We start from the raw sequence: 13,251 nt of genomic DNA, 5'->3' as shown, positions 1-13,251 counted from the left end.
GGAAAAATTGTCAAATAAAAAAAAGAACTTAGTACAAAAGTTCGGCGGAGCGTTGGCACGGATAGGAAAGGATGCCTGTCGATTCCTTCTGCCTATTTTTAGGGTATTTCAAGTCCTAAATTTTCGATCTATGCCTGATTTTAAACGTCCTATTCTAATATTTTTTGGAGGGCTATTGTTGCTCGCGGGGTACATGTATCAAGTTGAAATCGATGTTTCGTCTTTAATCGGAAGCGAATCCACCGCTTCGACAGCACCAATTTTAACTGATCGCATACCTGATTCTAAACCCAATCTCGTCTTCGTCCTCGCAGATCAGTGGCGTGCGCAGGAGATCGGCTATGCCAGTAATACGCAGATCATCACTCCGAATCTGGACAAGCTTTCGGCGCAAAGCCTCATTTTCCAAAATGCCGTCGCGACCATGGCCGTCTGTGCTCCCTGGCGTGCGAGTTTCTTGACGGGGCAGTATCCTCTTACTCATGGGATATTTTACAACGACAAGCCATTGGCAACCAAAGCTGTGACTTTGGGCAAGATTTACAAAGAAGCAGGTTACCAAACTGGATACATCGGAAAGTGGCATCTTAACGGACATGCCCGAGGCGAGAATTCATCTGCCGGAAGAAATCTTCCGGTGCCCAAAGAACGCCGGCAGGGTTTTGATTATTGGAAAGTTAGAGAGGTCACACACGACTATAACAACAGCTACTATTTCGACGAGGAAAACAGGAAGCAAACCTGGTCGGGCTACGATGCTTTTCCGCAGACCGATAGCGCGATTTCATTTATTTCCAGAAACAAGAAAAATCCCTTCGTTTTGGTCTTGTCCTATGGGCCTCCTCATGACCCGTATTTTTCTGCTCCTAAAGAATACCAAGCACTATACGTTGCCAAAAAACTGGTGCTCAGACCAAACGTAGCGGTGGAATTTCAAGACAGTGCGCGGCGGGTGCTCGCGGGATATTATGCGCATGCCACGGCCTTGGATCATGCTATTGGGGATTTACTCGAAGCTATTGAGCTGGCGGGGATTGCCGACAATACGATCTTTGTCTTCACCTCGGAGCACGGCGATATGCTGATGTCAAAGGGAGCTTTGAAAAAACAGCGGCCCTGGGATGAAGCGATTAAAGTCCCTATGCTGATGAGATACCCAGCTAAACTAAAACCAGGCATCGTCGAAAACCCCATCGGAACGCCCGATCTCCTGCCTACGCTGTTGGGCTTGAGTGGAATCAAAATTCCCAAATCGGTCGAGGGAGAAGATTTTTCTAAAGACCTTGTTCCTGGCCGAGACCTAGGCAATCATGCTGCTTTGATTGAGTTAATTGTGCCTTTTCACGAGTGGAAATTCCTGAATGGTGGCCGCGAATACCGTGGGATTCGCACGGTTCGCTATACTTACGTCAAGGATTTGAAAGGGCCATGGTTGCTGTATGACAATCAGACTGATCCCTATCAGATGAAGAATCTGGTCAACGATCCCGCCCACGCAGACTTGCAGAAGGAACTGGAAGCCATGCTACAGGCGAAGCTCCGCAAAACGAAAGATGAGTTTCTGCCAGCAGATGCCTATATGACGCAGTGGAATTACCTCTATGATCCAAGGGACAGCCTCCGGCCGAAAGACTATTTGATGATCAATCGGGACTTTTGAGGGGGTTGGTGTTAAAAAAACTATGCCACAGATGTACAGATTTTTCTGCGCAACTGTGGCATTTGAAATCAAGAATTCTTCAAGAGTGAATTTGGCTGTAATTTTATCAAAAATGCTTCCAGCCCTGTGCTTTCAACTGTACAGCCGTTCCGCTTTTTGTGACCAGAAACTTCCCTTCTTCCGCTTTGGTCATGTGGCCAATGAAGTGGATGTCGGGGTGTTTTTCCAGCTTCGCAAAATCTTTTTGATCAATCGTAAAGAGCAATTCGTAATCCTCACCCCCGTTGAGCACGCAGGTGATCGGATCGAGATTGAGTTCAACGGCCGTGTCAAAGGTCTGCTTGTCGATCGGAAGTTTGTCTTCGTAGATTAATGCGCCAACATTGGATGCTTTGCAGATGTGGAAGATCTCGGAAGCCAAACCGTCAGAAACGTCCATCATGCTCGTGGGTACGATGTCCATTTCTCTCAGTTCGTGGATGATATCCATCCGCGCATCTGGTTTCAGCTGTCGGCCCGTCACTACGTCATATTTTTCCAGGTCAGGTTTCATGTCTGGATTTGCCAGGTAGACTTGCTTTTCCCTTTCCAGGATTTGCAAACCGATCAAAGCTGAGCCCAAGTCGCCTGTGACGCAGAGGATGTCGTTGACTTTGGCTCCGGACCGGTAGGAAACTTGGTCTTTTTGTGCTTCGCCAATGGCCGTGACCGAGATCACCAATCCACCTCTTGAGGCGGTGGTGTCACCACCGACCAAGTCGACACCATAATGCTCACAAGCTGCGTTGATTCCCGCATATAGATCCTCGACTGCCTCGACCGAAAAACGATTGGACAACGCGATGCTTACCGTGATTTGAGTTGGAATGGCGTTCATCGCGGCAATGTCCGAAACATTCACGGCCACAGCCTTGAACCCGACGTGGGTCAAAGGCGCATAGGAAAGATCAAAATGAACGCCCTCGATCAGCAAATCTGTAGTCACGACTTTGACGTGATCTCCGGCTTCAATCACCGCAGCATCGTCGCCGATTCCTTTGAGGGTAGAGGGATTTCTGAGGATGACATCTTGGTTGAGACGTTCGATCAGGCCAAACTCACCCAATTCACTGATTTCTGTTCTATTTTCAGGCATTTTGATTTACGATTTTTTGATGTACGATTTACGAGCCGTTGCTCAAAGTATTGTCAGTGCTTCGACTCCGCTCAGCCTGACAACACTACTTGTTTTCACTGGTCAATAGAATGTAACTATGTTTTAGACCATTACAGTCTGCCTACTGATCACTGAAAACTCCCTACTCACCTTGGCACAACTCGACCAGCACGCCGTTCGTGCTTCGGGGATGCAAAAATACCACTAATTTATTGTCGGCGCCTTGTTTTGGTGTTTCATTCAGGATTTCGAAGCCGGCTTCTTTCAGTCTGCCGACTTCGGCGTGGATGTCCTCGACGTCGAAGGCAATGTGGTGTACGCCTTCTGATTTTTTCTCCAAATACTTGGCAATCGGACTGTCGGGACGCGTGGCTTGCAGGAGTTCGATCTTGGTTTCTCCAACTTGGAAAAAGCTGGTTTCGACACCTTCACCTTCCACAGTTTCAGTTTTGAAATTCGCTTTTCCCAAAAGCTTTTCAAAAAGTGCGTTTGATTTTTCAAGGTCTGCGACAGCTATTCCGATGTGTTCGATTTTCCTCATCCCTTTATTTTGTATCTTTGTGGCTGAATCTTTTTCGAAGAAAGCCTGTTGCAGTCTTATCTTCACTCCATCTAAAGTAAAGGTAAAATTTATGATAGTCGTTTCTGATAAGGCCAAAGAGAGAATTCTCGAACTCAGACAAGAGGAAGGCCGCACCGAAAATGAAAATATTCGCGTCTCCGTCAAAGGTGGAGGCTGCTCCGGATTGATGTACGACTTGGGCTTCGATGACAAGGTGGTCGAGACCGATCATGTATTTGAAGACAAGGGGGTGAAAATTCTGGTGGATCGCAAGAGCCTGCTGTATTTGGCTGGGACGGTTCTCGAATTTTCCGATGGACTGAATGGCAAAGGTTTCCAGTTTATCAATCCCAATGCTAGCCGTACTTGCGGATGCGGGGAAAGCTTCTCTGTATAACTCCAGTCATTTTGGAACTCTAGAAAGCAGCCTGATAGGTTGCTTTTTTTTGTAAACTTTTTCACCACCGAGAGGGCAGAGGTTGTTGCGCAACGCGGTTGTCTTGCTTCTCCAGAAGCTGGCGTTGGCTTATTCTTTTCGTCCCTTTTTTTGAACCCTCAATTCGCAGCGTTTTTTCACAGATCTTTTTAGAATCCTGAATTGGGTAAGTAAGTTCTGACAGGCCTCAAAAACCTGGTGGATCGAAAGAGGGGGGAGCTTCACACTGCCAAAAAAACTAAAATCTCTCTCCTAAATTGCGACCAATCCTTACCTTTGCGACCTATAAAAACTACCCGAATATGGAAGCCCAAATCAAAAATGTCCCTCTTAATGACCTGCACATTTCCCTTGGTGGAAAGATGGTGCCATTCGCCGGATTCAATATGCCTGTGCGCTATAGTTCCGACAACGAAGAGCATCTCTGTGTGAGAAATGGAGTTGGAGTTTTTGATGTTTCCCACATGGGCGAGTTCATGGTGGAGGGCCCTGAGGCACTCAACCTAATCCAAAAAGTAACTTCCAACGATGCGTCCAAGTTGGTCGTTGGTCAGGCACAGTACTCTTGCTTTCCCAACGAGACAGGCGGAATTGTGGATGATCTGATCGTCTACAAGTTTGGGGAGGAAAAGTACATGCTGGTCGTCAATGCATCCAACATTGACAAGGACTGGGCTTGGGTGAGCAATTCTAATACGATGGGAGCGGAGCTGACGAACGTGTCTGACCAATATTCACTTTTTGCCATCCAAGGCCCCAAGGCAATCGAGGCAGTTCAATCGCTGACTTCAGTCAATCTCTCCGAGGTTAAGTTTTACCATTTCACCGTCGGCGATTTTGCGGGCGTGCAGGATGTCATCATCTCCGGTACTGGGTATACCGGGGCTGGTGGATTTGAGATCTATGTGAAAAATGCAGACGCTGAGCACGTTTGGAAGGCCATTTTCGAGGCTGGAAAAGACTTTGATATCAAGCCAATCGGCCTAGGAGCAAGAGATACATTGAGGTTGGAAATGGGCTATTGCCTCTACGGCAATGACATCACGGATACCACTTCGCCGATCGAAGCGGGTCTCGGCTGGATCACCAAATTCACCAAAGACTTTACCAATTCTGAGTCCTTGAAAGCTCAAAAAGAAGCTGGCGTTACCCGCAAGCTGGTCGGTTTTGTGATGCAGGAACGGGGTATTCCAAGAGGACATTACCCAATCGTCGATGCCGCTGGAGAAGTGATTGGTGAGGTGACTTCCGGTACCCATTCTCCAAGCATGGGAGTTGGAATCGGGATGGGCTATGTGAAGACCGAATTCAGCAAGCCCGGAACGGAGATTTTTATCCAAGTCAGAAACAAAAACCTGAAAGCTCAGGTCGAGAAACTTCCACTCTTGAAAGCTTAATGAGACACGTTGAGATTTGCTTCAGCCCTGAGCTGATTCATCTGCATGAGTTGACAGGCAAAATCGTGGTCGTGGTGGACATTTTTCGCGCCACTTCCACAATGGTTGCGGCGATTGCAAATGGTGTGAAAGAGATTCTTCCTTTTCCGGATTTGGAAAGCTGCCAACAGATGCAGGAAAAAGGTTTCCTGATCGGAGGGGAGCGAAATGGGATTACTGCGCCAGGTTTTGAGATGGGTAATTCGCCCGTCGCTTACCTTAAGGGTGAATTCTCTGGACGTTCTTTGGCCATGACGACCACTAATGGAACTCAGGCAATCGACAAATCCAGAGGTGCTGAGCAGATTCTGATTGGTGCTTTTCCAAATCTCGAAGCCACGGTTTCCTACATTCAGGCTCAGGACAATGATCTCCTGATTCATTGCGCCGGATGGAAGGGGCATTTTAATCTGGAGGATTCGCTCTATGCCGGAGCTTTGGTCAAAGCGCTGGAATCCACACACCGGGCGGAGGAAGACGGAGCGCTGGCAATGGGGTCACTTTTTGAAAAAGAGGGTCACAACCTCAAAGGTTTTTTGTCTCAGGCATCACATGCCAAGCGGCTTCAAAATCACGGGATCGAGTCGGATATTGACTTTTGCTTAACCTTGGATCTTTATGAGATCGTGGTGAAAGCGGATGCGAGAGGTTTTTTGGTGGAAGCATAGGCGCGGTCTAAAAAATTCCCCGTTTTATTATTGAGGTTCACCCTTCAAACCTGCTCGTTTGCGTGGTGAATTTCGAGTGTTTTGTATTTTCGGTAGTCATTTTTAACGATGTATCAATGTTCGATCTTTTTTGGAGTATTCTCAACTTGATTTTGTTAGTCGGCTTTGTCTATTTCTTTTTCAAGGTTTTTAAAATAGGGCTTCGGAATCTGCCTGCGAGACAGCGCCTCTATGCAGCACCTTTTTTGGTGTTTGGATTATTAGGGTTGCTTGCGGGCCGAAGTAAGCCTGAAACTTCGAGCAAAATAATCGGCGGGGAGTATTTTTTGGAGCGGAAGCAGGTCAAGATGTCAGTAGTCAATACGCTGGACATCGTCCTGGTGAAAAGGAAGGCCGACGGACGAGTTGACCCAACCCTTTCAGATTCGAATATCTCGGGGTTTTTGCTAGGTCGAAAGTGGATATATACCGGCATCAGAGAAGAAAACGATCAGTTGTTTACCAGTGGATCTATGAGGTACAATATCTTGGGATTGGAGATTATGAGCTTTTCCAGAGAAGTACCCTTTGAGGACTGATCTTTTTGATTCTGACCTTTACGCCAGCCGATTTTTTTCGAATAACACCGCAAAGAATTTCTGCTGCAAACATAGCCCAGCTGATTTGGCCTTCGCCCTAAGCCTTTTCTATTACAATATCCGCTCAATTATGTCGAAACTTAGATGATAAACTATTTTTAGTTATCGAGTTGATTATTTTTATAGAGATTAGTTTATTTTTTGATCAAACCATCAAACGATTTTAGCGTTTACCGATAAGCTAAACCAAAAAACCAAGCGATTTTTAGTATGAAAAACGGAACAATGTTTCAATTTTTCCACTGGTATTCCCCTGAAGACACCATCTGGAAAGAAGTAAAAGAAAAGGCAGAATATCTCGGCTATCTCGGCATTACCAGTGTATGGTTGCCCCCCGCATCCAAAGGTGAAATGGGCGGGATGAGCAATGGATATGATGCCTATGATTTGTTCGATCTCGGTGAATTTGACCAAAAAGGATCGGTAAGAACAAAGTATGGCACCAAGGACGAATTCATCGAAGCGACGCAGGCACTTCATGATCGGGGAGTTCAGGTCATCGTGGATTTGGTGTTCAATCACAAGGCTGGTGGCGATGAATCAGAAATCATCCAAGCAGTCAAGGTCAATGAAGAAAACCGACTGGAAAACATCTCCGAGCCGTACGACATAGAGGCGTTTACCCGATTTACTTTTCCCGGAAGAAATGGCCAATATTCGGATTTCATTTGGGATTATCGCTGCTTCAGTGGAGTCGATTATGACCATCGAAATCAGGAAGGAGGGATCTACAATTTGATGAATGAGCATGGAAATGATTGGGATACAGTCATCGACGACGAAAAAGGGAACTATGATTTCTTGATGTATTGCGACATTGAGGTTAGAAATCCTGCCGTCCGTGAAGAACTGCTCAAGCATACGCTGTGGCTTCACGAGCTGACCTACTATGATGGCATGAGACTGGACGCTGTCAAGCATATCTCTCCCGACTTTTTTAAAGAATTGGTGTACTTCGTCAGAGAAAAGACAGGTAAGGAGATTTTCGCGGTGGGCGAATACTGGGCTCCGGGACAGGTCGAGCTACTCACTAGGTACATCGATGCCACCGAAGGTTGCATGAGTTTGTTTGATTCAGCCTTGCAGGAGAATTTACACCGTGCCTCTAATGCCGGAAGCGCATATGATCTACGGACAATCTTTGACAACACCCTGCTGGTGCAAAGACCAGACCTCGCGGTAACCGTCGTGGATAACCATGATACTCAGCCAATGCAGGCGCTTGAAGCACCTGTGGAGGCTTGGTTTAAGCCGCTGGCCTATGCTTTGATTTTGCTTCGCAAAGATGGATATCCCTGCGTTTTCTATCCTGATTTGTTTGGAGCGAGCTATTGGGATAAGGGTGAAGATGGACAGGATTACGAGATCTTCCTCAATCACGTGGACGAGCTGGAGAATCTGCTATATGCTCGCAAGGACTTCGCCTATGGTATTCAGCGAGATTATTTCGACAGCCCCAATGTATTGGGCTGGACGCGTGAGGGAGATGAGAATCACAGCGGCTGCGCAGTCGTCCTGTCAAATGCCGATGGAGCGACGATTTCGATGGAAATAGGTGCCCGCTACGCGGGTCGAAGCTTTAAAGACATGCTCGGCAAAATTCCCGATGAAATTTGGGTAAATGAATCCGGCTGGGCAGAGTTTCACTGTGCACCCGGTTCAGTTTCGGTTTGGACAGAGGTGAATTAGAAAATGATAGCTAGCCCAAAAGGCTGGCTATTTTAGTTTTTCGTTGTCCCGATGTCGGTCTATATCGCGGATATTCTTCTTTTCCAGATTCTTCTTCAAAGCTTCGGTCAGATCCACCCCCGTCTGATTGGCCAGGCACATCAATACCCAAAGGACGTCGGCCATTTCGTCACCCAAATCCCGGCCTTTGTCGGACTCTTTGAAGGACTGCTCGCCGTAGGTTCGCGACATAATCCGCGCGAGTTCGCCCACTTCCTCCATCAGGATGGCCATGTTGGTGAGCTCGTTGAAATAGCGGACCCCGACGGTTTTGATCCATTGATCGACCTGAGCTTGGGCTTCGGATAGGGTGATTTCGGATTTCATTTGAGGTTGTTGCTGGTTTTTGTCAATTTCGTGAAAGCAGAATTATGCCTCTGATCAAAGGATTGGAGGATATTCCGTTTTAAACTTACAAATTATCAATTCAGAACCTCCGATTTTCTAACACACCAAACTCTTGCAAAACGAACTTATCGCCTTTACGCTTTCCGTTTTTACGGGATTTTTTGCGATTATGAATCCCATCGCAAATGTTCCGATTTTTGCCTCCTTGGTAGAAAATGCCGACAAAGAAACAAAACGGAAAATCAGCCGAAAAGCCACTGCGATTGCGTTTGTGATTGTTTTCCTGTTTGTTTTGTTGGGAAAATCGATCTTTCTCCTCTTCGGAATAACGATTCCGGCATTCAAAATCGCCGGAGGAATCTTGATTTTCTTCGTGGGCTTCGAAATGCTCCAATCCAAAAAATCCAGCGTCGAGCACCTAAAGGTTACCGCCTTTGATGAAAATATCGCAGTCTCACCGCTTGCCATCCCGATTTTGGCAGGCCCCGGCACTATCGTCACCGCGATGAATTTCGTGTCGTCTGGCAGCTACCCCCGAATGGCTATTGTGATTGCGGTCTTTGCGTTCATGTGTGTTTTGACGCATTGGGCATTTCTGTTGGGTGACAAATTAGTTCTTCGTATTGGCAAAAACGTCATCACCGTGATCGGTAAAATTATGGGTTTGATCATTGCCATCATCGGCACCACCATGATTATAGAAGGGATCAAGGTTTCTTTTGATCTATGATTTCTAATTGCTTAGCCACCACCACCTTTTAAACGATAGTCTAAATGAAAAACCTATTTCTTGCATTTCTCGCGCTATGGACGATTTCCTGCGCAACCAAAGAAGAATCAAAATCGCTTCCCCGAATCGCGATTGCCGGATTGGCGATCGAGTCCAGCACCTTCTCGCCGGCCACCAGCGATGTGGCAGCTTTCCGAACCAGGGAAGGGGCAGACATTTTTAGCTATTACCCATTTCTGGATTCCGCTTCGGTGGACAGAGGTCGCGCAGAATGGTTTCCTGCCCTGCGAGGTCATGCTATTCCGGGAGGAATAGTGACCCGAGAAGCATATGAGGAATTGGTTGGCAAAACTCTGGACATGCTGAAAGCAAATTTGCCATACGATGGACTTTTCTTTGACATTCACGGAGCCATGAGTGTGGTGGGTTTGGATGATCCCGAAGGCGATTTTATCATCCGCGTGCGCGAGGTAGTTGGCTACGAGACGCTCATATCTACCTCAATGGACCTGCACGGGAATGTGTCTTGGAGACTGGCAGAAAACAGTGATCTGATCACCTGCTACCGAATGGCTCCGCACGAAGATGCTTTGGAATCTAAGCAAAGAGCGGTAGAAAATCTGCTGGATCGGCTGGAAAGTGGAAAGGGAAAGCCTGCCTACAAAGCCTGGATACCGGTTCCGATCTTACTCCCCGGTGAAAAGACCAGTACACGTATTGAGCCTGGAAAAGGATTGTATGCAAAGGTCGACCCTGTGACAAAAAATGAAGGAGTTGTGGATGCGGCAATTTGGATCGGCTATGCCTGGGCTGATGAACCGCGAAATCACGCGGTCGTCATGGTTACCGGTGACGATCAGACAGCCGTAAAGGAATCCGCAGAATACCTGGCCAAGAGTTTTTGGGACGTTCGGAATGAGTTCGAATTCGTAGCACCTGTGGCGACGTTAGATGAAAGCTTAAATATGGCGCTGGCAAGTGACAAGAAGCCATTTATGATCAGTGATATGGGAGACAACCCAACCGCAGGAGGCGCTGGGGATGTGACCTGGACATTGACGGAGATTCTCAAAAGACCTGAGTTTAAGTCTGCAAATGGGCCAACACTGATCTATGCCTCTATTCCAGGGCCTGAGTTGGTGGAGAAAGCAATTGCCGCAGGTGTCGGAGGAACAGTAGAAGGAATCGCCGGGGCTGCAATCGACAATCGCTTTGCACCGCCCGTCATGTTAAAAGGAACTGTGGAGGCCGTCAAAGAAGGTGACGGCGCCGCGGACGTAGAAGTCGTAGTCAAAGTCGGTTCCGTGCATGTGATTGTGACCAAGAAGCGCAAACCCTATCACAATGAAAAGGATTTTACGGACTTGGGACTGAAACCAAGGGAAGCGGATGTTGTGGTGGTAAAAATTGGCTACCTCGTGCCCGAATTGTACGACATGCGTGGAGACTGGATCATGGCGCAGACCCCGGGTGGTGTAGATCAGGATTTAGAACGGTTGGGCTACAAGAGAATTCGTCGCCCGATGTATCCTTTGGACAAGGACATGGCCGATCCGGATTTGACGGCGAAGTTTGTGCCGCTTTCGGGATCGAAAAAGTAGGAATATATCGTTACGTTTTTCTGACAATAGTAAAATTCTCTTTGTTAGTTGGGCAGGAAGACCGAATACCGATGCAACGTTCTCGACACTGTTTAGCGGATCAGCTATTAATTTTGAGTTGTTACGGGCATAGAAATATGCATTCTAAAAAATAAAAACCAAAATCGCCGGAGATCGATCTCCGGCGATTTTGGTTTGTTAATGTTTTTACAACCAGGAGGAACTGCCATGAAATAGGCCCAACACTGCTTGACAGCCATTTCAGTGTTCTGTCTCCCGTCATCCTACTTTTTCTCCTTGTGCTTCACAGGCAGCTTCATGAAAATATTCCTTACCGCCATTTTCAGATCAGCCTCTATGTCGGTTTCGAAGGAAATTTCCTCCTGAGCCCAACCTCTCCAGACCAGTTTTCCGGTCTTAGGTTCAAACATCTCAACACTTAAAACCCCTTCCTCATAGCTGGATTGGGTGATCTGCCCACCAGATACCGGCATCGCACCTCCAACATAGTAGCCTGGCCCCCCGAAACCCACTCCTACACTTACCGTAGGAGACTGGCTGTACTGTATTTTATTTTCGATTTTGGTATCAAATTGAAATACGGCGTCGGGGTTTTCCACGTCCAGCACAAATCCTTTTTTCACTAGCTCCGCATTGGCCAGCTCTAAGATATAGCGTGCGTAGCGTTTCTCTCCCTCTTTATTTTCATCCACAAAGTGCTCTAGATTCACCCAGGCATAGGTTTTATAGGTGTCCAAATCGACGCCTTTGGCTTTGTAGGAGTAGGTCTGCATGATTGTGCCACAGGAGAATAGCAGGAGACTAACGGATACTAAAAGCGCGGTATATTTCAGAAGTTTCATTTTTAATAAGAAATGGGGTAGAAAAAAGTAAAGGATGGCAATCGACCATCCTTTACAAATTAGCTATCAGACAAGAATCAATTGCCCATGAATACGTAACCGATGTTGAAGGATAGGTAAGACTGGCCTTTGTCAAAATCACCAGCTGCAAGACCCATATTATACTTTGCAGATACAGATATGCCCGCATAGCGGTTTAATGAATACAAAAAACCGACTTGTGGGGTGAAAGCAAAGCTCCAAGCATCCTCCGTGAATCTGTAGATACCCATGTCAGTCGCTCGTTCTGTATAGATCGTGCCCACGCCCAGTCCGACATAAGGATTGAAATCCTCACCTGGTTTCAGGTAATAATCAGCCGCAATCATCATTGGAGCACTGTTAACGTATCTATATTGCTTGCCTGATACGGTTCGATTGTCGACCGTGTAGGAGTCGAATGGTCGTTCGTCATAGAATACATTCCAACCGCCGTAGAATCCCACGCCGATATTAGGCTGTACCATTTTACGATAATCCAATGTAAAACCTCTTCCACTAAAGGTTGAAGCATATTCTCCAAGATCACCGGTAGCCAGTCCCATGGAATAAGATACGGTGGTCATGCTTTGGGAATTAGCATTTGACGCCAAGATCAAGACCAAAAATGCTGATAGGATTAGAAATTTTTTCATCGCTTTGTCTTTGATTAATTGGTTTTCAAATAAGGTGATTGCTCAAAAGCCTGGTCAATTGCGTCAGTCATTCTGGTGACGTTATTGGCCCCAGAAGCTAGTCCATTGCCCACCATCAGCCAAGCTGCTCCGGCTCTGTCGATCGGGTTGTCGATGTTAGGATCCGCCATCGTGATGATCATAGAACCGGTAGTAATACTGGAGATGGTGTAGTAAGGAGGATAATACCAGCCCCATCCGCCATACCAACCGCCATACCACCAATCGTACCAATAGCTGTAGAAGAATGTGGTGTTTTTCATCGCAGCAGGAGTGATCAATACATCCGGGGTTGCGCTGATCGCAACTTTAGTCCAGCCGTAGTTCGACATATTGGACTCAATCGACTGGAGGATTGGAGTAGCATAAATATCTCTCATGTAAACAAAAGTGGTGTCTCCGTCTTTGATTTCAACGTCAACCACGATCTTGTCCGGTATCGCGTAAGTCTGTCTGGAGGCAAAATCAAATTCAGCGTCAAACTGAGTCAGCGTAATATCGGTGTCCTCATAATAATCTGGACCATCTGGGTAGCAGCCCCATAGTCCAAGCCCGCCTGCGAGAACGAGCAATAACTTCGAAAATTTTCTTTTCATCGTTTTGTAGTTTAGTTTTTTCAAATAGAATAAGTTGGAAAATTGAACATAAAGTAACCAAGAGTCTCCAGCTCTTTTCATGATTTAAATCACTCCAAGGAAGTTTTTTGGTTGGA

The 13,251-nt window shown here is 46.7% G+C and carries 14 protein-coding genes; 8 read left to right on the top strand and 6 right to left on the bottom strand.

Annotated features, from left to right (window positions below; all coding sequences use genetic code 11):
- The first annotated feature begins 130 nt into the window (after positions 1-130).
- Positions 131-1,660 carry a sulfatase family protein gene (locus ABD031_RS08350; protein ID WP_343850270.1) on the top strand — a complete coding sequence of 510 codons (1,530 nt, stop codon included), beginning with the start codon at positions 131-133 and terminating at the stop codon, positions 1,658-1,660.
- A gap of 106 nt (positions 1,661-1,766) precedes the next feature.
- Here ABD031_RS08350 and thiL read toward each other — a convergent pair whose 3' ends face one another.
- Both thiL and mce read right to left on the bottom strand, forming a co-directional pair.
- Entirely contained in the window at positions 1,767-2,795 is a 1,029-nt protein-coding gene (gene thiL / locus ABD031_RS08345; RefSeq protein WP_343850268.1) for a thiamine-phosphate kinase, read from the bottom strand.
- Positions 2,796-2,958: 163 nt separating this feature from the next.
- Entirely contained in the window at positions 2,959-3,357 is a 399-nt protein-coding gene (gene mce, locus ABD031_RS08340) for a methylmalonyl-CoA epimerase (RefSeq protein ID WP_343850266.1), read from the bottom strand.
- A gap of 91 nt (positions 3,358-3,448) precedes the next feature.
- Between mce and ABD031_RS08335 the strand changes: the two genes are divergently transcribed.
- The 5 genes from ABD031_RS08335 (at position 3,449) to ABD031_RS08315 (ending at position 8,245) form a co-directional block, all read left to right on the top strand.
- Entirely contained in the window at positions 3,449-3,775 is a 327-nt protein-coding gene (locus tag ABD031_RS08335; protein WP_343850264.1) for a HesB/IscA family protein, read from the top strand.
- A 341-nt stretch (positions 3,776-4,116) separates the two neighbouring features.
- On the top strand, positions 4,117-5,211 hold the full coding sequence (gene gcvT / locus ABD031_RS08330) for a glycine cleavage system aminomethyltransferase GcvT (protein ID WP_343850262.1): 1,095 nt from the start codon (positions 4,117-4,119) through the stop codon (positions 5,209-5,211).
- Positions 5,211-5,918 (top strand): 2-phosphosulfolactate phosphatase, encoded by a 708-nt coding sequence (locus ABD031_RS08325; protein ID WP_343850260.1) that lies wholly within the window; start codon positions 5,211-5,213, stop codon positions 5,916-5,918. Before gcvT ends, ABD031_RS08325 begins: the two co-directional genes overlap by 1 nt.
- A gap of 116 nt (positions 5,919-6,034) precedes the next feature.
- Positions 6,035-6,496 (top strand): hypothetical protein, encoded by a 462-nt coding sequence (locus ABD031_RS08320; RefSeq protein WP_343850258.1) that lies wholly within the window; start codon positions 6,035-6,037, stop codon positions 6,494-6,496.
- A 270-nt stretch (positions 6,497-6,766) separates the two neighbouring features.
- Positions 6,767-8,245: an alpha-amylase gene (locus ABD031_RS08315; protein WP_343850256.1), complete on the top strand. Its 1,479-nt coding sequence runs from the start codon at positions 6,767-6,769 to the stop codon at positions 8,243-8,245.
- Between the two features lie 27 nt (positions 8,246-8,272).
- Here ABD031_RS08315 and ABD031_RS08310 read toward each other — a convergent pair whose 3' ends face one another.
- Positions 8,273-8,611, bottom strand: a complete 339-nt coding sequence (locus ABD031_RS08310; protein ID WP_343850254.1) for a nucleotide pyrophosphohydrolase — start codon at positions 8,609-8,611, stop codon at positions 8,273-8,275.
- Positions 8,612-8,744: 133 nt separating this feature from the next.
- On the opposite strand from ABD031_RS08310, the gene ABD031_RS08305 reads away from it, so the two are divergent.
- Entirely contained in the window at positions 8,745-9,362 is a 618-nt protein-coding gene (locus tag ABD031_RS08305; RefSeq protein ID WP_343850252.1) for a MarC family protein, read from the top strand.
- Positions 9,363-9,406: 44 nt separating this feature from the next.
- A complete protein-coding gene (locus ABD031_RS08300; RefSeq protein WP_343850250.1) occupies positions 9,407-10,963 on the top strand; it encodes a M81 family metallopeptidase in 1,557 nt (518 codons plus the stop codon).
- Positions 10,964-11,247: 284 nt separating this feature from the next.
- Here ABD031_RS08300 and ABD031_RS08295 read toward each other — a convergent pair whose 3' ends face one another.
- The 3 genes from ABD031_RS08295 to ABD031_RS08285 all read right to left on the bottom strand — a co-directional run bounded on the left by ABD031_RS08295 (position 11,248) and on the right by ABD031_RS08285 (position 13,135).
- Positions 11,248-11,826, bottom strand: a complete 579-nt coding sequence (locus ABD031_RS08295) for a DUF4136 domain-containing protein (protein WP_343850248.1) — start codon at positions 11,824-11,826, stop codon at positions 11,248-11,250.
- A 77-nt stretch (positions 11,827-11,903) separates the two neighbouring features.
- Complete coding sequence (locus ABD031_RS08290; protein ID WP_343850246.1) at positions 11,904-12,500, bottom strand: outer membrane beta-barrel protein; 597 nt, start codon at positions 12,498-12,500, stop codon at positions 11,904-11,906.
- A gap of 14 nt (positions 12,501-12,514) precedes the next feature.
- Positions 12,515-13,135, bottom strand: coding sequence for a DUF4136 domain-containing protein (locus tag ABD031_RS08285; RefSeq protein WP_343850244.1), 621 nt, complete (start codon positions 13,133-13,135; stop codon positions 12,515-12,517).
- Positions 13,136-13,251: the final 116 nt, after the last annotated feature.

The sequence above is a fragment of the Algoriphagus jejuensis genome (genome assembly GCF_039523455.1).
GTDB classification, from domain to species: domain Bacteria; phylum Bacteroidota; class Bacteroidia; order Cytophagales; family Cyclobacteriaceae; genus Algoriphagus; species Algoriphagus jejuensis.
Note: the sequence above shows the minus strand (reverse complement) of the source record. Positions and strands in the feature narration are given on the sequence as shown.

Bases quoted from the DNA above. Each gene is read 5' to 3' on its own strand.
- ABD031_RS08315 (WP_343850256.1), top strand. From the start codon at position 6,767: ATGAAAAACGGAACAATGTTTCAATTTTTCCACTGGTATTCCCCTGAA.
- ABD031_RS08335 (WP_343850264.1), top strand. From the start codon at position 3,449: ATGATAGTCGTTTCTGATAAGGCCAAAGAGAGAATTCTCGAACTCAGA.
- ABD031_RS08320 (WP_343850258.1), top strand. From the start codon at position 6,035: ATGTTCGATCTTTTTTGGAGTATTCTCAACTTGATTTTGTTAGTCGGC.
- ABD031_RS08285 (WP_343850244.1), bottom strand. From the start codon at position 13,135: ATGAAAAGAAAATTTTCGAAGTTATTGCTCGTTCTCGCAGGCGGGCTT.
- thiL (WP_343850268.1), bottom strand. From the start codon at position 2,795: ATGCCTGAAAATAGAACAGAAATCAGTGAATTGGGTGAGTTTGGCCTG.
- ABD031_RS08295 (WP_343850248.1), bottom strand. From the start codon at position 11,826: ATGAAACTTCTGAAATATACCGCGCTTTTAGTATCCGTTAGTCTCCTG.
- ABD031_RS08310 (WP_343850254.1), bottom strand. From the start codon at position 8,611: ATGAAATCCGAAATCACCCTATCCGAAGCCCAAGCTCAGGTCGATCAA.
- ABD031_RS08325 (WP_343850260.1), top strand. From the start codon at position 5,211: ATGAGACACGTTGAGATTTGCTTCAGCCCTGAGCTGATTCATCTGCAT.
- ABD031_RS08350 (WP_343850270.1), top strand. From the start codon at position 131: ATGCCTGATTTTAAACGTCCTATTCTAATATTTTTTGGAGGGCTATTG.
- mce (WP_343850266.1), bottom strand. From the start codon at position 3,357: ATGAGGAAAATCGAACACATCGGAATAGCTGTCGCAGACCTTGAAAAA.
- gcvT (WP_343850262.1), top strand. From the start codon at position 4,117: ATGGAAGCCCAAATCAAAAATGTCCCTCTTAATGACCTGCACATTTCC.
- ABD031_RS08290 (WP_343850246.1), bottom strand. From the start codon at position 12,500: ATGAAAAAATTTCTAATCCTATCAGCATTTTTGGTCTTGATCTTGGCG.
- ABD031_RS08300 (WP_343850250.1), top strand. From the start codon at position 9,407: ATGAAAAACCTATTTCTTGCATTTCTCGCGCTATGGACGATTTCCTGC.